The organism is Candidatus Melainabacteria bacterium, assembly GCA_016193285.1.
In the GTDB taxonomy this organism is placed as follows: domain Bacteria; phylum Cyanobacteriota; class Vampirovibrionia; order 2-02-FULL-35-15; family 2-02-FULL-35-15; genus JACPSL01.
Genome location: JACPSL010000029.1, coordinates 12,812 through 33,423, shown reverse-complemented (window position 1 = coordinate 33,423; position 20,612 = coordinate 12,812). Strand labels below are relative to the sequence as shown.

Below are 20,612 nucleotides of genomic sequence, written 5' to 3'. Positions count from 1 at the left end.
TTTATGACAAAAGAAAAAACCTGCCCTAATAATAGAACCAACTCTTTAGTTTATATCGGACTTATAGTTTTCATTTGGTTCGTTACGTATGTAGTATGTCAATTTGGTTTTGATCAAAAGTTAGGATGGGATGAGGTTAGTTATTTAGCTACAGCAAAAGGTATAGCAGCCAATTTTGACTTTAGCAGTAGATTTAATAGTGTAGAAGGATTGCTTAAACACCCATTCCCTCAACATACTCACCACTATCCTGTTTATTCTACGTATTTAGCAGTTTTTTTTAAACTTTTTGGGACTTCACTTAAAGTTGCTTATTTTTCAACATGGCTTTGTGGACTTATTGCATGCATATTTATATATAAAACGATATTTGTGCTTACAGATAAAAGATTTCTATCATCTCTTGTAGGAATCTCTTTTTTATTTTTACCCCGGATTACAGAATATTGTGATTCAGCAATGATGGAAATTCCTAGTGTTGCTTTAATATCGGTACTTGTTTATTTTATTTTTAAAGACCTTAAAGAAAAAAAAGTTAATCCTATGTTTTTAGCTTTTGCAACAATTTTGCTTTTTTTATTTAAAAGCCTTTTTATCGGAATTACATTTGGTTTTTTATTACTCATTTATCTAGCTTATACTTTTAAACTTGCTACTTGGAAGATAAAGAAGAGTATTCCTTTTTCTTTATCTCTTGTTACATATATTTTCTTAAGCGGATTGCTTTATTTTATTTTTACTAAATGTATCTTTTTACCACTTGCTCCAATGATGAGTTTTCATAAAAAGCAAATTGATGAAGGTATTTATTCGGATTTTGCAGGTGGTTTTTTTAGAGATCCTGTAAATATTGCTATATCAAACTTACATAGTTTTTATACTACAGTAATTAAGCATTATTTCCCTATGCTAAGGCTTAATTTTTACCCTAGTGGTGAAGCATTTTCTGCAATCTCTCCTACATGGATTGAGTTTGGGATGTTCTCTCTTTTTTTCTTTTATACAGGTTTTGTTTTAATTTTCCGTTGGAGGAAGATTGATTTAATAAAAAAAATATTTATTTTATTTTCTTTGATTTCTATAGTATCTTTTAATGCGATTTTTATTATTATGGCAACAAGCGGTTTAAATTTGTATTGTAGATATAATCTGCTTTATCTTACATTATTGCTGATTTCTTTCGTTGTTTTGATTGAAGACTATTTAGTAAAATATAAAAAACAATTTTTAACAGCTTTATTACCACTAATTGTTTTTGTTTATATTCCGTTTTATTATGCAGATATTAGAGCTGAGGAATGGAGAAAGGATTTTTATTCTAATACTGCACATGTTTACTCTAAAGTTATACGAAAATTTGTTGGTGAATCAAGTCCAATGTTTGTATATTTTAATAATGGTACACATACATCCTGGGATTATTTTCCTACTAGGATTATAGTTATGGAAGCAAATAATGAAAAAATAAAAAGATTAAATAAACTGTTACCTAAACCAATTGAGTATCTTTTTATACAGCCGCAGAATTTATTGTTTACAGAAAACCGGAGAAAAATTCTAACTTCACAACCAATAATTGGTGGCCTATATACTTTTTATGGTGCTGACCAAGATACACAAGTCATTGCTTATAAGTATAATAGGAATAATTAATGATGAAAATAAATTCTGAGATGAAGAATAAAATTGGTTATACTTGTCTTATAGCTTTTATCTGGCTAGCGGCATATTTGGTTTTTCAATTTGCATTTGAACAGAAACTTGGATGGGATGAAATTGCTTATATGTCAGTTGCTAGGGGAATAGCACAGGATTTTGATTTTGGTTCAAGAGCATATACAATAATGGGTTTATTAAAATATGGATATCCTACAAACCTAATTAACTATCCTATTCATGCAGCTTACATAGCTGTTTTTTTTAAATTGTTTGGAGTCTCTCAGCAAGTTGCTTATTTTTCTACTTGGTTTGCAGCACTTGGAGTCTGTATATTGATTTATTTTACTTTTCTTTTGCTTTCAGAAAATAATCACAAACTTTCTTTTCTAGTCTCAATGTCTTATTTGTTTTGCCCTGGCATTTTAAAAAATTGTGATACAGGGATGATGGAACAATTCGGGTGTTTTTTAATTTTATTTTTTGTTTATTTAGTTTTAAGAGATTATGCATTTGGTAGGTTTACTTATTTTACTGTTTTGAAGTTTGCCTTGCTGTTTTTAGTTTTGTGGTTGTATAAAAGTCTTTTTATAGGAGTATTTTTTGGAGGACTTGTTTTTATTTTTCTTGCTTATAATTCTAAAATTACTGGAAAAGAACTAGCTACTAAAATCTCACTGCCTGTTTTTATTTTACTTGCTTATGGTACATTTGCTTTACTTTATTTCATTCTCCAGAAATATATTTTTTTACCAGTAGCACCAATGATGAATTTTTCTCCTGAGCAAGAAATTTCCCAACAATATGCAGATTTCTTAGGTGGATATTTTAATGATTTTCCTAATAACTTTTTAAAGAATATAATTTATTTTTTTCAGCAAATTGTAGGTCCATATTTTATTTACCCAACAAATTTTTTCCCATATACTGGAGAAATACTAAACACAACTGGATATTTCGTTTTTGATGGAATATATTACTTTTTGCTTTTTTTGATGATTATACTTTCATTTGTATCTTGGGGTAAATTTTCACCAGTTAGTAAAGTTTTTGTTGGTTTTGTATTAGTAATGATTGTAAGTTTCAACTTAATTTTTATTGTTTTATTTAAGTCTTATCATAGTAATATCTGGCGTTATAACACTTACTATTTGCCAGTGTATTTATGTTGTTTGTGGTTAATATTTAAGACAAATTTAGAATATATAAAACCATTTTATAATTCTCATCCAATTGATTCTCAAGCTATTTTATTATTGTTTATAGTTTTTCTTTATGTGCCACTTTTCTTATCAACCCTGATTCATTATTTATATAATGAAGATTACTATCATGTGCCGGCTAGAGAAAAGGCAAAACTTATTGAGACGTTTATTGGAGGTGCAAGACCCAAATTTATTTACTATAATGATGGAACTCATACTACATTTGTTTCATATCCAACCAGACAAATATTTAAAGATGCTACAGATGCACAGCTTCTCCAGGTTAATAAGATATTACCTGAGCCCATTGAATTTTTATTTTTAAGACCGACAGATTGGATCTTACAAAATAATAAAGAAAAAATAATTAAAGGTGAACCTATATTGGATGGGAAATATAATCTTTATGGATATAGTGAAAAAGCCCGTGTCGTTGTTTATAAGTTTAATAGAGCTCTAACTAATTAACTTTTAAACTAACCATTGAATCTCTTTTTAATCCAATCCCAGTCCAACTATGACCATTTCTAAAGTATGTCTTAAATTGTAAGCTATTTGTTTTAAACCAATCTTCAAATTCATCTTTTGAAATATAGTAAGAAATGGTTGGTACCATTTTGTCAAAAACTGTTCTCCAAAAATCCTTAAACCCTCTTTTTCTAAAATAATCAAAGTATTCATTCATAGGAAGAATTTTATTTGTGTTATTGAGTCCCAAAACTTTATTTACAGGGAAATATATTAACCGAATTATTAACCAAACAATTACTGATATTAGGAAAGAAAGCAGTAAATTAACTTTAAAAGGCAGCTTAGAAGTTATATATTTTCTTAAAGGATCTGCAAAAGTTATATAAAGAAAATTACCTTCTTTGCCATATACCCACACTAACAGTTCTCCATTTTCTCTTAAATTTTTAGTAAGAGAAGTAAAACCATGTTTTGGATTTGGTAAATGGTGCAAGACTCCAACTGAATATATAAAATCAAAAGTAAAACTTTTTTTAAAAGGTAGTTTGTTTATATCAGCTTGAATGATTGTTGCGTTGTCTAAATGTTTTGTGTTTTTAAAAGCAGTAAATACAGCACTTGATAAATCAACTCCTATTATTTCTTTTGCTTTTGTTTTTTTTGAAACTATATAACAAAGTCTACCGCCACCGCAACCAGCATCTAAAATAGTCTTACTGTCTAAGTCTTTGTAATCAACAAAAGGATGAAAATAACTATCTAGCTCATTCTTAGCAAGACCTTCATCAATAGTATTTGTAAAATAATTCCACTCATCTCCAAAGTTTTTTCTGTTTTGATCTACAGTCTTATCTTTTAAACTTAAACTAAAACAAGGGACTCCTTTTATAATTGGATAGATTGCTTTACAGGAAGTACACTGTAACTTGCCTTCAATAATGTGTCCTGTTGAATCACAAGAATTGCTTTTTAATAGCTCAATATCTGCTTTACAAGCAGGACAGCTAAGATATTGAATGACTCTTTCTTTCATGTGTGAATAATCATATAATATTCTGGTAAATAATGCTTACACTAATTTCAAAGGATTCACAAATTGTTGAAAAACTTGCAAGTGCTTTAAATGAAACTACTAGCAAACTTCTTGACTTGAATACACAAGCTATTGCTTCTGAGTTTTTATCAATTGACAGAGCTGTTGAACAACTTGAATTGTTTAAAACTGTTATTAACAAAAAAGAAAAATATGATTTTAAAGGAAAAAAGTTATTAGAAATTGGTGCTGGTGTTGGTACTTTCTTAATTACTGCAAGAACTAAATATGAGATTGAATCTTATGGAATTGAGCCTTCAGAGGATGAGTTTTCCCCGTTTAATGAAATCTCGTCTAGCCTTTTAAGTGAATATAACTTGCCTAAGGATATTGTTGTACGTGGACTTGCAGAAGCTCTTCCTTTTCCAAGTGATAGTTTTGATTTAATTTATTCTACAAATGTTTTAGAGCATGTACAGGATCCAAAAAAAGTTTTATCCGAGTCGATTAGAGTTTTAAAACCAGGAGGTTATTTGCAGTTTGTAATTCCTAATTATTTTTCTTTTTGGGAAGGGCACTATGCAATTTTTTGGCCTTGTATAACAAATAAAACTTTTGGGAAATTATATGCCAAACTTCTTGGCAAAAATCCAGCCTATATTGATACCCTTCAATTAATAAGCCCTTTTTATCTAAGAAATATAATCAAGTCATTTAAAGATCAAATTGAAGTTTTAGGATGGGGAAAGGATGTATTTAAAAAGCGCTTAGAAACAGGAAATTACTCAGACTGGGCATCACTACAAAAAATAAGGCCAATTGTTAATTTGATGCAGAAATTAAAAATTGCATCAGTAATTGCAAATGTATTAAATAAGTTTGAGATGTATACGCCTATTGTGCTTACAATTAAAAAGATCAAACAGTAGCCGTTTCTTTATTTAACGCAAGTTTGACAAAGTTTTGAATAAACCTCATTTTCGACCCAAGTAGATGGCAAACAGATGATTCTTCGGCCTACAAAAAACTTTAGTTTACAAACCTAAGCTGATTTTCCTCTATATTTCATTTCTTGCCTATCAATGTCCATGTTGTACTATGTGTGTTTGTCAGTTCCGATATAATAACTTTGTTTGACTTGGCCATTTCTTGAATCTCAAACTTTCTAAAATGATGTGATATGGGAGCATGGATTAAGTCAAAGCAAGTCATACAAAAAAACTTAAATGAACTCTTCGACCAAAACATCATATGCTCGAACAAGGGTAATTTCTCGCAAACTTGCTTAGGGAATATCTTCTTAGCAGGGATATAAATAAAACGTATCAAAACGAAGATAATGACTGCTGGCAATCTAGCAATATTTTGCTGTATTTTAAGAGGGAATCTATGAAAAATAAATTTCAAAGGTTCAATGATATGGGTCATCAAAAAATTATTTTCATAACTATATACATTAATTGCTATAATTCCACCCGGCTTAAGAGCATCTAAAATCTTCTTAAAACCCAATCGGTGATCTGACACATGTTGCAGCGCATGGTCACATATAGAATAATCAGCAAAGCCATCCATAAGAGGATTATTTGTCATATCGCAGCGAATTAATAAGGGTTCGGCATTTTCTGGAAGTATTGCATTTATACCGTAAATCTCATCACCGATTTCATTAACAACGATTAATCGAGGTTTATATTTAGATATGTGATAGGACTCCCTACCCTTGCCGCCACACCAGATTACAACAACTTTATCACTAAAATCTGCTGGCGTAATGGGAATAAATTTAAAAAATGAATTTTCTCCAAAAAAATCATCCTTATCAAGATCCTCTTTCGAATAATTGTATACTTCATTCCATTCATAACTCCAGTTTTTTGCCACGTCCAATTGCTTTCTCTCTATTTTATTAAGTTCGTTCTTTAAAAATTCATATTTTAAACCTAGTTGACAACATGTTTCTTTTTCTTTTTCATTAAGATAATATCTTAAAAGTTTATTTGGGAAAAATACGCCAATGCCATTCATTATGGGATAAAGGGAGCCGCATTGCGAACAAGACAATACTCCCAATTCTATCTTGTTATGCCTTATTTTATAATGATGATCCTCGGATAAATTAAGCGGTCCTCTGCATTTTATACATCTTAATAAATTAATATAATCTCTTTTCATTACATGCCTATTGTTTTAACGATTAAAAAAATTAAACAATAACTTCCTCTAAAGTTTTACTATAAACACTTTTCTCATAAAGTTCTAAATATTGTTTAGCAATAGTTTCCCATAAAAATTGTTTTGATTTTTGAATACTGTTTTTAGACATTTTCTGTCTTAATTCAGGCTGCTTAATTAATTTTTCAATTGCACTAGCAAAATCAAGAGCATTGTTATACTCAGCACTTAAGCCATTGTATCCTTCTTCAAGTACTTCTTCATTTCCTTTTACTCTTGAAACTATTATTGGCAAGCCGCATGCTATAGCTTGTAGTGTAACACTTGCCATACCCTCCATAACTGATGGCAAAATAAAAATATCAGCACTTCTATAAATATCAGGTAATTCTTCAAACCTTTTCCAGCCTAAGACATTTACCTTATCGCTTATTTTATATTTGTCAATCAGTGAAAACATTTCATCTTTTAGATGACCCTCACCAATAACTGTAAGTTTGTAGTTTGTAACTCCTCTTTTTTTAAGAATGCCACAGGCTTTAATTAAAGTCCAGATGCCTTTTTGAAAGGTCAACCGACTTACATAAAGAAGATTTACATTATTATTAGGGTTAGTGGAATTGAATTGTTTAGGATAAAAAATCTCCTCGTCAACACCATTTGTTATTACTTTGATCTCCTGGTTTGGAGAAAACTTTTTACAAATACTTTTTAAGGCAGGACTATTTGCAACTACAAAATTAGAATTTTCCCAGACTGGTTTTGAAAGCCCTTTTGTAAACTCATGATAAACATTAAGTCTCCAGTCACCAATATTAAATCCTGGGACATCAGCACCTAAGACTGATGTTATATATGGAATATTAAATTTCTTTTTACAATGTAATCCAAAAGCACCAGATGGAATTGCAAAAAAACAATGTATAAGATCTGGCATGGTTGTTTTTATTATTGATTTGGCATAATAAATAGTAGTTAACATAAACCTTGCTAACTCTGGAATATGAGTAGTTGTTAATTTCTTTTTTACTGGTCCAACATAATGAAGCTTAAAGCCATCCGGGTGATTGTAGATGTCTTGAAGTAATGGCTTTGCAGTTAAGACATCTACATTAACTCCAAGCTTAGCTATATATTTTGCTAGAAATCTTGTCGTTGTGCCGCCACCACCGCCTATTGGTGGGAATTCGTAATTGACCATTAATATATTTAGTTTTTTATTACTTGACTGCACTGTATTGTTTAGTTCTTCTCTCAATCCATTCTTTATTATTCTTATACCAGTTTATTGTTTTATCCAGTGCTTCTTCAAAGCTATATTTCTTTTCCCAACTAAGTTCTTTTTTTATTTTACTTGAGTCCATTGCATACCTACGATCATGACCTAACCTGTCTTCTACAAAACTAATTAAATTTTCTCCTTTACCAAGTCTTTTAAGAAGTGTCTTTGTTAAATCTAAATTAGTTAACTCATAGTCTCCGCCAACATTATAAATTTCTCCTGGTTTATCTTTTTCTAAGACTAATGAAATTGCTTTGCAAAAGTCTAGTACATAAATCCAGTCTCTTACATTTAAGCCATCACCATAAACAGGGACTTTTTTATTTTCAAGAGCTAATGAAATAAAATATGGAATTACTTTTTCGGGAAATTGGTATGGTCCAAAATTATTTGAACATCTGATGATCGTTGTATTTAAACCATAGGTTTTGTTATATGCTCTTACCAAGTGATCTGCTGCTGCTTTGCTTGCTGAATAAGGACTATTTGGTTTTATAGGACTGCTTTCAGTAAACTTGTCAGGTGGCATGACTGAACCATAAACCTCATCAGTACTTATTTGAATATATTTTTTTAATTTTTGTTTGAGAGAAACTTCTAACAACACATGTGTGCCAACTATATTAGTTTCAATAAAAGGCTGGGATTTTTCTATACTTCTATCTACATGCGTTTCTGCAGCAAAATTAATTATACAATCTGGCTTATAGGTCTTAAATGTATTTTCAATGAAGTCATAATCCTGAATATTTCCTTTAAAATACTGATAGTTTTTTTTACCTTCAATATCTTTTAAGTTATCCAATCTTCCTGCATAAGTCTGGGCATCAATATTTGTAATAAATACATCCTTACTTTCAGACAATAAATGTCTAATGAAATTAGAACCTATAAAACCTAGTCCACCAGTTACAATGATATGCATTTTGTATCGTCTCCTATAATGAACTTGATTTTCGATTTTCGATTTTCGATTTTCGAGTTAAAAATCATTTCAACATTCTTTCCACAAACACTATTTGAAATAATACCAGAAGGATTTGTAATTTTTGTATTTTCTCTAATTATTGAGTTTTCTATTTGTACATGTGTTAGATAAACGTTCTTACCAAGACTTACATTAGAGTCTATCTTACATCCTTTAATAGTGGAATTCTTTGCAATCATAACAGGACCTGTAATTTCAGAATCTTCAATAGTGACGTTTTCTTCTATAGATACATTTCCTTTTATTTTTACAGAATTATTTAGTTTTGATTTTATGGTATTTTGGATTTTGTTTAAAAGAGCTTGATTCCCTTTAAGTAAGTTTTCTGGGGTACCAACATCAAACCACCAGCTTTTAATTATGTAATATTCAATAACTTTATCTTGACTAATTTGAAAGTCAACAGCATCAGTAATTTCAAGCTCATCTCTATAGCTTGGTTTTATGTTTGCAATTGCATAAAAGATTGAAGATTTAAAGAAATAAATTCCTGATAAACAAAGATTTGATTTTGGGTTTTGTGGTTTTTCAATTAATTTTGTAACTTTACCATTATTTACTTCTGCAATACCATAAGGTCTTGGATCTTCTACTTCTTTTAATAAAACTAAACTTTCAGGATTGTTTTTTATAAATTGGTTATATGCATTTTTTAATTCATCTTTGTCAATTAAAATATCTCCTAAAAACATAAGAAAAGGCTCATTCTTTATATGCATATTTGTAATTTGAACTGCATGAGCAAGTCCTAACGGTTTATCCTGGAAAACAAAATCAAAATTAAAATCTTTATTGTATTCTGAATTAAGAATTGTCTCTTTAACCTGGTGACCAAATTCTTCACTTACTACTACACAAACAGATTTAATCGGGGTTTCCTCTTTAATTAAATCTAAGATGTGAAACAAGGTTGGTTTGTTTGCAACAGGTAAAAGTTGTTTAGTTATTGTGTTTGTAAGTGGTGCAAGTCTTTGTCCAGAGCCACCGCTTAATATCACTGCTTTCATAAGTGCTTAGATTATATCTTATCTTTTCTTAGCTATAACGAAATACCCAATTGTATCTCTAGGACTTCCTAGGAGTTTGTCCAGGATTAGGAACACAATGTTAATAACAGGAATAAGGATAATTGATAGCAAAATTAAAGGTGATTTGTAAATTGTATACAATATGCTTTTTGTAATGTTTTCTGATTTTTTGCCACCTAAGAAATTAAAAATGTTTTTTACATGATTAAGATCAAAAAGTAAAATCATTGCATTGCAAAATGCCTGACCAACAACTGCAAAGGACCTTCCTTCTTCTTTCATATAAACAATTTCAAATCCTAATCTAGTAATTTTTTCATTTAAAATGTGTTTTGTGAATCTTAAGTAGTCATGTGGTTCTTCATGAAGGTGCCAATATTGTGGGACTGAAATTATAAATATTCCATTAGCTTTTAAGATTCTATTGAATTCTTTAATCGTCTCAAATGGTTCAGAGACATGTTCAAGTACCGACCATGAAATAATTGTATCAATTGAATTATCTGGTGCATTGATTTTAGGTAACTCAGACAAATAATCATATTTAATATTTTCTTTAGCTGCTTCGGGATGTTCATGTTTTAAATATTTATCCACATATTTTATGAAATAATCTTTAAAAGGTGATGCTCCACAGCCAACATCAAGCAATACTCCTTTTGCAAAATGAGCATTTTTTTTAATTTCTTTTAAGAGATAAAAATAAACCAAGAAGCAGTAGTTAAATATGGATAAGCTTATCTTGCTATCTTGCCTAATAGCATTTTCTCTCTCTCTTTTTATTTCTATTTTTATATCTTCTTTTTCTTTAATTAGAACCATGCTTTTATATTAGCATTAGGGAAATCCTGACGATATGGGAATAGCTTAAGACTACAAATATTTCTCAAACTCTTCAAGGCTGATACCTGCTTGCTTCAAAATATGTGAAAGTGTTGATCTTTTAATTGGATTGTGAGCAGGTACTGTTAGTTTTAAAATCTCGCTAGCAGTATGTTTATGTAACCTGATATGACTTCCTTTTTGGCGAACTACAATCCATCCTGCTCTTTGAAGTGCTCTAATTACTTTAAAGAAATTTAAACTTGGAACTTTCTTCACAAGGAGATTTCTCTTACTATATTTTTGTTTTTATCAAAAATCCAATCATCATCTACCGGCTCAAGATACAATTCAATTGCTTCTTGAATGTTTTTAACAGCATCTTCTTCTGAATTACCTTCACTAACACATCCAGGTAATGACGGTACATAAGCAGTAAAACCACCTTCATCGCTTTTTTCTAAAACAATTTTAAGTTTCATAAAATTAACCTTAATCTCAATCTATTTTATACCACATCAAGGTTAATTTTTAATCAACCAGAGACTATAAAACTTTATTTTTTAATATTTTCAAGTATATTACTAGCCTCAGTTCTAATATCTTCTGGACAATCTTTATGCTCAATTGCTTTTTTTAATTTTTTAATTCCAGTTTGCTTATTGCCTTTGTTTAAGTTAATTGCACCGTCAAGATAAGTAAGGGTTGGATCATCCGAGAAGCTATGTAATCCTCTTTTAACTATCTTATAGGCATTATTTATTTGATTTTGTTTTAGATAAAGAGTTGCTAATAAGATATAAGATTCAACTTTGTTTTCAAGTAAAGTTGCAATTTTATAATACTTGATAGCATTTTTGTAGTCATGTTTATTTAGTTCGAGAAATTGTGCGTAAGTTCTAAAAGGAGCTACGTTTGATGGAGAAATTTCAGAAACTGCTTTCTTTAAATATTTCTCATAGTTATTAAAATCATTTAACTTTAAGTAACAAAGAGCAATTGCATAATTAATTGTAGAGTTTTCAGAAATAGAATTACTTCTGTTATAAAACTCAATTGCTTTGTTAAAATTATTTTTTTGAAAGTAATATGTCCCAAGATCTTTAAAGATAGCTGCTTGAATTTGTGAGTTTGGCCTTGAAAAAGCTAGTGCTTTAAGTAAATATTCTAATTGTTTATCCTTCTCGTTTAAGATTTCGCTATTTGTAGCTATTCTTAAAGCTGCTTTTGCAAATAAAGATTTATTATCTAATTCATATTTTAAAAGAAATGGATTAATGTTTTTTTCTAAAGGTGTATTTTGTATAAATAATTCCAAGAGATTTGAAGACAAGTTTAATAAATCTTCTTTTTTATTTTTATCTTCCTGACTAATTGCTAAGTTATAAGTCCAGATTCCTTTTTTAAAGAGTGATTTGCTTGTGTTAATTGTACTTAGAAATAAAGAAGAACTATCTTTCCATTCAAGAATCCTTGTATATGACCTTACCCCCAGGACCAAACACAAAGAAATCAGTAAGGGCAAACCAATGTGTTTGCCCTTTTTAAACTTGTGCTGAAAGATAAAAGATACAATTCCAAAAAGTAAAAATGCAGATCCAAAATAGTTATATCTTTCTGCTACAAGTGAATAAAGAGGAATGATTTGTATAAAAGGTAAAAGAGTTATTATGTAAAGAATTAATCCGTATGAAAGATTTTTAAATTTGTTTTTTAATAACAAACTTAAAATCAATACTGAAATAAAAATAGCTATGCCAGTGAGGCTTCCATTAAGATTTAAGAAATCAATCTGATCAATGCTTAAGTTTTTTGGAAAGAAAATAATTTTTAACTCATGAAGAAAAATCTGAGGAGAAAGAAAAATAATGTTTGTGTTTAAGTTTTCAGCATGACTTTTTGCAATTAATAAATTTCGTAAAATCCAATACAAGACAACAACAAATGAAGGAAGACTTATTTTAAGAGATGTAATTTTATCTTTAGTAAAATAAAGTGCTGTTATTAAAATTGCTAGTGGAATAGTTATTGTATGTTCAGTAAAAAATATTTGAGCTGTTGTAATAAACAAAATAAATATTGTTGTTGGAGTTGAAACAATTTTATTTAATGTGTAAAAATAAAGTGCCCCGCCAAGTAATTGAGCCCAATTAGTAGCCCATATAACTGGCTCAACGTTTGTTGGATGTAATGTCCATGCAAGTGCTGAAAATAAAGCAATTTTTTTATTTGAAGTAATTTTATAACATAAACAAGTAAAAAAGTATACTGCAAGGCAGTGTAAGAATAAATCCCACAAATGAAAAAGAAAAGCTTTCCCATGAAATAAATAACTAATTAAATAAAAAAGTGGTATTCCTAAAATGCTTACATGGATATTTTTAACACTAGAAAAAGTAAAACCATGTGCTTCTGTAGCACCGCCAAAATGAATTAAAAAAAGCTTTTCAATATATTCCCCTAAAGTTTTTGGTACATAGAAATTTTTAATTAAAACATCCTCATCAAAATTTCTAAGCGGATAAGAGAGAGAAACCAAATATACTATTAGTGTAATTAAGATTGGAACAATTAAAAAATAATATTCTTTTATATATTTATTCATTTATTGTTTTTTGTTTAAAATCTGATAATAACTCAATTATTCCACCAATTAATGCTGCTAGTATACCTAATAAAAAAATAAGCAAGGATAAACTTAAAGCACTTGAGCTTGATATTCCAATTTTTGAGAGAATTGCAACTACTATTCCTTCTCTTACTCCAAGTCCTGCAAAGCTTATGGGTAGTATTGTTGCAAGTGAAACAGTTGCAAATAGCCAGGCATTTTGTATTAAATTTAAGTCAATGTTTAAACTTAAAGATAAAAAATAAAATGCAAAAATATGAGGTGCCTTGATTAGTAAACTCCAAAAGAAAGTCTCTAACATTAATAAGTCATGCTTTTTATATTCTTTAAAGTAAGTAATAGAGAATTCCTCTATTGATTTTGTGTTTAAATTAAAAGTTCTTAAGCTCCTTAGAATAAAATCCTTAAGTATGGAAACAATTTTTTCTGTGTTTTCACTAAATAAAATAATTGTTGTAAAAAAGAGTAGGATAGTTAATAAAGAAATTACAAGAATTAATCCCGTGTTTTGTCTAAAAGTTTTATCAGATAAAGTTGCAATAAATCCTATGACAAAAACCATAAAGAGATTTGTTATTTTGTCAATGAATATTGGTATCCAGACTTTTTGAACAGCTTTTTCTTTTTTACTTAGTTTAATTCCTTTGATTAATTCTCCTGAAGCTTGTCCTGGTATAAAAGTGCTGTAAAAGATTGAAATATAATTTAGCTTTAAAAGTTCTGTAAAATCACTTTTTATTTCAAGCGGGCTTGCTAGCCTGTGCCATTTGATTGTAAGAAAAATGCTTGATAGATTGTTTATTATAAATGCAAGTAAGAAAAAGAATAAATTAGTTTTTTGTAAAACTTTAATAGTTTCATTTACATTTACTACCTTGAAAATCCACGCAAAAATTACAATAAGTAAGATTAGTTTTACATATAGAAAAATGTTTTTTCTCATTGAGCTTGCTATTTCTTAACTTTGTAATTATGGCATCCTACACATTCCTTTGGTTGTTTATCATAAAAATTAGCTCTAAAATTAACAAACTTTTCAGAGTTCCATATTTGTTCAAAAGGTGTATTAAAAATATTTCCCATATTTATAATGTTTGGATTACTTATAGTACAACATGGTGTTACAAAACCTTCTGCAGTAACATTTGGGCTAAACCATGGCAGATTACACTGACCAAGATTATTTGATGACTTTCCAAAACTTTCAGTGATAATTTGTAACTTTACTTTTTTCTTCCATGTCTCAAGCTTTTTTGAAAATTCTTCTATTTCAGAAGGACTTAAAGATGATTCCATTAGATTTTTATCTGCAATGATACTCATAAAAAGTTGTATATAGAGGACATCAACACCAAGCTCATCTGATTTGTAAATAAGATCTTCCATATAAGGTTCAGTTTCTTTCATTAAAATTGCTCTAAATGAAACAATTGGTTTTTTTGTGTTTTTAACTTGCTTTATTTGAATAAACTTTTTAATATTTTCAGATATTTTTTTAATTGAAGCACCTGAACGTGTTTCAGCAAAAACTTTTTCATCAAAGCTGTTTACTGAAATAGACAGATTTGATAATCGTGCTTCTATTAGTTCTTTTGATTTTGTTTCAGTAAGTACTGTGCCATTTGTGTTTATGTATGTTGATATACCTCTTTGACTACAATAAGCAATCATTTTAACTATGTCTTTATTTAAGAGAGGTTCGCCTACACCTTGCAAAGTCACATAAACAAGTGAAGGAATTTGATCAATAATATTTTTAAATTGTTCAAAAGCTATATCTGATTTGTTATAGCCGTTATAAGCTTGCTCAGTTCCTAATAGACAAGTAGGACATGCAAGATTACATCTGTTTGTAATCTCTACAAATAAACATGGAGGCAGATAATTTAATCTTGGAGGATGTCTTTCTTGTATGGCATTAACAGATACATTAACAAGATTAACAAGCCCTTTTGCTCCTTGGTATTGAACTACTCTCTTAAATACATCTGAGCCAACCTGCCTATTAACTTTTTCTTTTAAATTTTTTAAGTATGTAATCACGAATAATATTCTATATTATTGCAAAAGTGTACAATGATCAATACTTGGAAATGTAAATATGATAAAAGATTTTTTAACTGATTTTAAAAATGTGTTTAATGGAAGTATAACTAGCTTGTTAAAAAGGTATCTGTTTTTAACTTTATATGGCTTGTTTAAATATCTTCCAACACCAATTGGGGATATTCTTAGATTTATCTTCTTGAAATTCTTTTTAAAAAAGTTAAGTACTTTTTGGATAAGGGAAGGGATTACATTTCACTTTCCTGAAAATATTTCTGTAGGAAAAAGTGTAATTAGTGAATATGTTTATTTAAATGGCTATGGAGGAGTAACAATCGGTGATATGGTACTTGTTGGTGCAAACAGTATGTTTTACTCTCATGATCATGATTTTAGTGATTTATCAAAACCAATTAGATATCAAGGCTTAATTAAAAAACCAATTATAGTAAAAGATAATGTTTTTATAGGATGTAATGTTGTTATTTTAGGCAATGTAACAATTAATCAAGGTGCAGTTATTGGTGCTGGAAGTGTTGTAACTAAAGATGTGCCTGAAAATACAATAGTTGTAGGGGTTCCTGCAAGAGTTATAGCTACACGTGATAGCAAATCAGAAATTTTGAATGCTACAGAAAAAGTAAAACTTAGTGTACTATGAGTCAAATTTTTTGTTTAAGACAATATTTAAATTACTTTGCTTAATTTGATCTTCAAGATTTTGTATTATTATTGCTTGAGCGGTTATTAATTGTTTTTTTAGTTCTGGTTTTATTTTACGTAGTGCTTTTAATTCAAATAGTGCATCTTTAGAACTTGGAAATAAAGAGAGGTAAGTTCTAATTTGTTCGCTAATTTCTATTGGTTGGCCATATTTGTTAACTAATATCCAAGCTGTTTTTCTTTTAACTTCATTGGTATATTTTGTTAAATCATTGGTATGATATATTTCATATTTTTGGCCTGAAGATTTTTCTCTTCCAATAAATACAAGATTAAATATTTGAGAATTATTTAAGAGTTCTTTTGTTTCTAAAGAGAGGGCATTTTTTGAATTTGTGCTTAAGACTAGCCACTTGATATTTAATTCATGAAGTAAGTGTGGATCTAGAGTAGTAATAACTGTTAAATAAATACTGTCATAAGATGAATATACGATGTCCTTATAAAGCCATTTTCCTGCTGGGATTAGAGAGTATATCCCACTGTAAATTGGCAGATCTGTAAAACTGGATATTGCTACATCAAGTGGTTTGCTATTTGACTTTAAAAAGCTAAGCTCTTCTTTGTATTCATTAAATGGCTTGTACTTATAATTAAGTACATGAGTATTAAGTTGCTTGAATAATTCTCTTAGTTCATCTACAGAATTAACTGTTTCTAGATTGCTAAAAAGTTCTTGTGTAAAAATTTTATCAGAGTATACAAAAGGAGTAAAAATTGTTGCACTAAATAATCCTGCAAGTGGTGAAAGGCAAAATGCTGTTGAATATGTAAGAATAAACAGCTCGTTCTTTATTAAGTGTTGAAATACTGTTACAATGCAACAGCAAATTAATAATATTATTATTGAATTACCAAAACAAAACAGTCTATTTAAATCTATCGGGTTAGCTTTAAAGTCAAGTACTAAAGGTAATGGCATAGTAGTAGTAGCACATGAGAAGAGTAAAATAGCAAATTTATTCTTAGTTTTAAATAAGTAGATTAAAGCAAGTGGGAGAAGGATGAAACTAAGTCCAAATTCAGAAATAAATTCCCATGAGAAAAAATTAACTTGTTGATAGTTCATTAATTGAGTCGATAATCTTCCCCAGCTTAGTATAGAAAATGGTTGACTTTTAAAACTAACATCAAAGATATTAGCTCGCCCAAGTCTTTGAATTTCATCTTGAAGGAATAATGGATTTCCCAATGTTTTTATTAGAATCCAAGACATTAAAAGTAGTATAAAGGATAACAAAACGATTTTCTTATCTTTTTTTATTAATCTGATTAATGAGAAACAAAGTATTCCACTACAAAAGGTTACACAGAGCCATTCTGCTGTTAAAAAAAGAGCTAGTAAAAACACAATTAAAAATATAAAATGGCTTATTATTTCTCTTGTTGATTTAAGTTCATAAATCCTAAAAAAAATCACAAGTGACAATATAAGGATTGGATTCCCAAACCCAAAGGTTGATAAAAAAGTAGTAAGTGATGGAGCATCTATAATACCACCATGAATCCCAATATTAAAAAATGTTTCAAACAGGCTCCAGTCTTTAGCGAAGTCAGGCAACAGCTTTAATAGGTATCGGGCTATGGAGTCTAGCCACAAGAGCCCTCCTCCAAAGTAAGTACAAAAACTACAAAAAAGAGAAGACTTGAAGTCTTTTAATAATAACCAAGCTAAAGAAAATAAACTTAAAAAGGTTGTGGCACTTAATATAGAAGAAGTGAATTCATAACACCTGAAAATATTTATTTTACAAATGTAGTTAATTGCTCCATTAAAGAGGTCACCTCCGTAATGATAGAGAAGTATGTAATCAGGTCTGTAAATATCTCTTAGCGGATAGACATTGTTATGGAAAATTGAGGTTGCTAGTGATATATGAAATTCTTTATCAAATGTTCCAAATCTGTAGATGGCTAAAAATGAAAGTATTGAAATAGTTAATGCAATTATAAGTAAAGTTAGAAACTCTTTTGATTTGATTCCTAATTCAGGCTTATTCTTTTGTGTAAAAAGTAATGCAATCGAAGAAAGAAGCATAAGTAATAAAGAAACAATTGAACCTTCTCTAGGGCTTGTGAAATAAGATAATAAATGGAGAGTGAAAATATACATAGAAATCCCAGCAGATATTGAAAACGGGATTAATAGAAGTAATGAGTTAATCCTAAGAATTCTGTTTAGTAAAATAAAGCCAAAACTTACAATAGGAAATAAAAACAGAAGAAATTTAATTAATGAAATCATTTTAACTTTTCATTTCAAGGTTTATTGAAAGCATATTTTCTTTTAGTTGTTGCTCAGTAATACTTATAACTATAGGTTGTGCAGTAATTAGCTCATTATTAGTTTTAGGATATTTTTGGTGAATTTCCTTTAGATATGCTAAGGCTTTTTTTTCTGTAGAAAACAGACTTATATTGGGGTCAATATTTTTAATTATTTCAATAGGAGAACCATCTTTGTTTACCAAAATCCATCCTGTTTTTCTCGAGGTAGCTTCTATATATGGTTGTAGATCTTCGACATGATATATTTCATAAAACAGTTCTGTGTTTTCTTCAGGTCTTATTTTATTTTTATATACAGGCATAAAAATCTTATTGTTACTTAAAAGGTCAAATGTTTCTTTAGAGAGTTTGCTTTTTGAAAGTTCATCAAATCCTATCCATTTTACGTTTAATTCATGTAATAAATGTGGATCAAGTGTAGAAATAATTGTTGAGTAGATATTGTCAAAGCTAGAATATATTTGGCCTTTAAGTCCGTACATCATTGATGGTATAAGGGTGTAAACACCAGAATATATAGAGATGCCAGGTATGCTGCTTATGGCTACATCACCTGAATCCCCGTTTTGCTTAAAAAAGTCAGTTTCTTTTTTATACTTGTTTATAAAGTAGTATTTTACTTTAAGGGCATCTTTATTTACGCTAATTGATTTTTTTATGAAATCTGTTAACGAATTTGAACTTGATAATTTTTTTAAAGCATTTTGGGTAAATTGTGTATCTAAATATAGTTTGGGAGAATATAGAGTTCCAAGAATAAGTCCTAGAATAGATGATAAACACATAAATCCTGCATACATCAAAATTAAAATTTTATTTTTATGAATATTTATGATTTTACATAGAGCAATTGTTCCAATTAAAACCAGCATTATATTTCCAAATACAAACAATCTGTTAAAGTCTACAGGATTTAATTTAAATTCAAGTAAGAGTGGGAGAGGCATTGTTAGAGCAGAAGCGATAATAAGCAATTTAGATAGCTCATCTTTGTGTATTCTTAAGTAAATGCATATAAGAGGTATTAAAAGTAAACTAACTCCAAAGGCAGAAATAAACTTGAAATTAAGAACTGAGATTACGTGAGTAAAATTATCCTTAGAATTTAAATCCCAGGCGGTTATAGTAAATGGGATACTTTTGAATGTCATGTTGAATATATTTGCTCTGCCTAGAAAATGCTCATGTGAATACATTTGATTTCCAAAGAATGTATTAAGGATAAAAAATGCAACTAAGGTTACGATTACTTTTTTAGAAATATTGAATGAAGGGTCTTGACTAGTCATAATGAATATAATCCAGAAAGCAAATGATGAAATTAAAAAAGTTAAGCTAAGCCAACCGGCAAAAAGACTTAGCGAAAATAGCAAGATAACTATAGTGCTTATTAAAGTAGCCTCTCTTTTTAAGTTAGCAGGTTCATATAGTTTTATATAGAGATAAAAACACAAAATTAAAACCGGGATTCCAATACTAGCACTTGAGGAAAAGCTTAATAAAGAAGGAGCATCTATAATTGTTCCATGAATTGCTCTGTTTAGAAAATATTGCAGAAATGATTCTTTGTGATTAGTTAGGATATATTTTATAGTTTCATATAGCCAAGTTAAACTGCCACCAAAGAAGCTACAGAACGATGTTAGAAGTGCAACATTGTAATTTTTTACAATACCAAAGCTTAAAGTAAATAAGCTCAAGAAAGTAACACCGCTAAATATTCCAGCTATAAGTTCGAACGAGTTATAGATATTAAGTTTGCAAGTTTTTTTTATAGAACCTGCCAACAAATCACCTCCGAAATGATAAGCAAGTGGATAATCTGGTCTAAGAAAATCTCTTGGAGGATATATATTGTTTTGAAAAATACTTTCTGCTAGTGGAATGTGCCAGCTGTCATCGAATACTCCAAATTTGTATGCTGAAAAAAGAGTGCCTGCTGATATTCCTGCAGAGACAAAAACCAAAAAAGCAAATTTATTTCCAGAAAACGCTAGATCAAATAGCTTTGATCTTGGGTTAATGATATGAATTATAACTGTTGAGATAAGTAAGAGTGTTAATGCTAAGAAAGGTGAATTCCTGGGTCCAATAATAAAAGACGATAAGTGACAAATAAATACGAAGAAGGAAAATCCAACAATTACTGAAAATGGAATTAAAAATAAGAGCGATTTAATATTTGTGATTTTATTTAAGAATAAAAAACCAAATAGAGTACAAATAAGAAAAAAGACTACTACTAAACACACTGATATAATCATT

Annotated in this window: 17 protein-coding genes; 4 read left to right on the top strand and 13 right to left on the bottom strand. The window is 29.2% G+C overall.

The features are described from left to right. Positions 1-3 precede the first annotated feature (3 nt). Positions 4-1,653, top strand: coding sequence for a glycosyltransferase family 39 protein (locus tag HYY52_06205; GenBank protein ID MBI2996284.1), 1,650 nt, complete (start codon positions 4-6; stop codon positions 1,651-1,653). Then, the gene (locus tag HYY52_06200) at positions 1,653-3,329 is read left to right on the top strand and encodes a hypothetical protein (protein MBI2996283.1); all 1,677 of its coding nucleotides are present in this window, start codon (positions 1,653-1,655) and stop codon (positions 3,327-3,329) included. Before HYY52_06205 ends, HYY52_06200 begins: the two co-directional genes overlap by 1 nt. Here the strand turns inward: HYY52_06200 and HYY52_06195 are convergent. Then, the gene (locus tag HYY52_06195; protein MBI2996282.1) at positions 3,322-4,365 is read right to left on the bottom strand and encodes a methyltransferase domain-containing protein; all 1,044 of its coding nucleotides are present in this window, start codon (positions 4,363-4,365) and stop codon (positions 3,322-3,324) included. The genes HYY52_06200 and HYY52_06195 overlap by 8 nt on opposite strands. Positions 4,366-4,397: 32 nt before the next feature. Between HYY52_06195 and HYY52_06190 the strand changes: the two genes are divergently transcribed. Continuing rightward, the gene (locus HYY52_06190) at positions 4,398-5,294 is read left to right on the top strand and encodes a class I SAM-dependent methyltransferase (protein ID MBI2996281.1); all 897 of its coding nucleotides are present in this window, start codon (positions 4,398-4,400) and stop codon (positions 5,292-5,294) included. A 136-nt stretch (positions 5,295-5,430) separates the two neighbouring features. Here the strand turns inward: HYY52_06190 and HYY52_06185 are convergent, their stop codons facing one another. From HYY52_06185 to HYY52_06140, 10 genes are all read right to left on the bottom strand, one after another. Beyond that, entirely contained in the window at positions 5,431-6,540 is a 1,110-nt protein-coding gene (locus HYY52_06185; GenBank protein ID MBI2996280.1) for a methyltransferase domain-containing protein, read from the bottom strand. Positions 6,541-6,571: 31 nt separating this feature from the next. Next, positions 6,572-7,741, bottom strand: a complete 1,170-nt coding sequence (locus tag HYY52_06180; protein ID MBI2996279.1) for a glycosyltransferase family 4 protein — start codon at positions 7,739-7,741, stop codon at positions 6,572-6,574. 19 nt (positions 7,742-7,760) lie between these two features. Further along, entirely contained in the window at positions 7,761-8,747 is a 987-nt protein-coding gene (gene rfbB, locus HYY52_06175; GenBank protein MBI2996278.1) for a dTDP-glucose 4,6-dehydratase, read from the bottom strand. Then, positions 8,732-9,817 (bottom strand): glucose-1-phosphate thymidylyltransferase, encoded by a 1,086-nt coding sequence (locus HYY52_06170; GenBank protein MBI2996277.1) that lies wholly within the window; start codon positions 9,815-9,817, stop codon positions 8,732-8,734. Before HYY52_06170 ends, rfbB begins: the two co-directional genes overlap by 16 nt. Positions 9,818-9,835: 18 nt before the next feature. Then, positions 9,836-10,660 carry a methyltransferase domain-containing protein gene (locus HYY52_06165; protein MBI2996276.1) on the bottom strand — a complete coding sequence of 275 codons (825 nt, stop codon included), beginning with the start codon at positions 10,658-10,660 and terminating at the stop codon, positions 9,836-9,838. Between the two features lie 51 nt (positions 10,661-10,711). After that, on the bottom strand, positions 10,712-10,939 hold the full coding sequence (locus HYY52_06160) for a type II toxin-antitoxin system HicA family toxin (GenBank protein ID MBI2996275.1): 228 nt from the start codon (positions 10,937-10,939) through the stop codon (positions 10,712-10,714). Further along, complete coding sequence (locus HYY52_06155) at positions 10,936-11,142, bottom strand: type II toxin-antitoxin system HicB family antitoxin (GenBank protein ID MBI2996274.1); 207 nt, start codon at positions 11,140-11,142, stop codon at positions 10,936-10,938. Before HYY52_06155 ends, HYY52_06160 begins: the two co-directional genes overlap by 4 nt. 74 nt (positions 11,143-11,216) lie before the next feature. Next, positions 11,217-13,265: a hypothetical protein gene (locus HYY52_06150; GenBank protein ID MBI2996273.1), complete on the bottom strand. Its 2,049-nt coding sequence runs from the start codon at positions 13,263-13,265 to the stop codon at positions 11,217-11,219. Then, positions 13,258-14,232 (bottom strand): flippase-like domain-containing protein, encoded by a 975-nt coding sequence (locus HYY52_06145; GenBank protein MBI2996272.1) that lies wholly within the window; start codon positions 14,230-14,232, stop codon positions 13,258-13,260. The genes HYY52_06150 and HYY52_06145 overlap by 8 nt, the downstream gene beginning before the upstream one ends. An 8-nt stretch (positions 14,233-14,240) precedes the next feature. Continuing rightward, the gene (locus tag HYY52_06140; GenBank protein ID MBI2996271.1) at positions 14,241-15,332 is read right to left on the bottom strand and encodes a radical SAM protein; all 1,092 of its coding nucleotides are present in this window, start codon (positions 15,330-15,332) and stop codon (positions 14,241-14,243) included. A gap of 58 nt (positions 15,333-15,390) precedes the next feature. Here HYY52_06140 and HYY52_06135 point away from each other — a divergent pair, with 58 nt between their 5' ends. Further along, positions 15,391-15,996, top strand: coding sequence for an acyltransferase (locus HYY52_06135; GenBank protein MBI2996270.1), 606 nt, complete (start codon positions 15,391-15,393; stop codon positions 15,994-15,996). Here HYY52_06135 and HYY52_06130 read toward each other — a convergent pair. Continuing rightward, entirely contained in the window at positions 15,991-18,096 is a 2,106-nt protein-coding gene (locus HYY52_06130; GenBank protein ID MBI2996269.1) for a hypothetical protein, read from the bottom strand. The genes HYY52_06135 and HYY52_06130 overlap by 6 nt on opposite strands. A gap of 208 nt (positions 18,097-18,304) precedes the next feature. Continuing rightward, positions 18,305-20,611, bottom strand: coding sequence for a hypothetical protein (locus tag HYY52_06125; GenBank protein MBI2996268.1), 2,307 nt, complete (start codon positions 20,609-20,611; stop codon positions 18,305-18,307). Position 20,612: the final 1 nt, after the last annotated feature.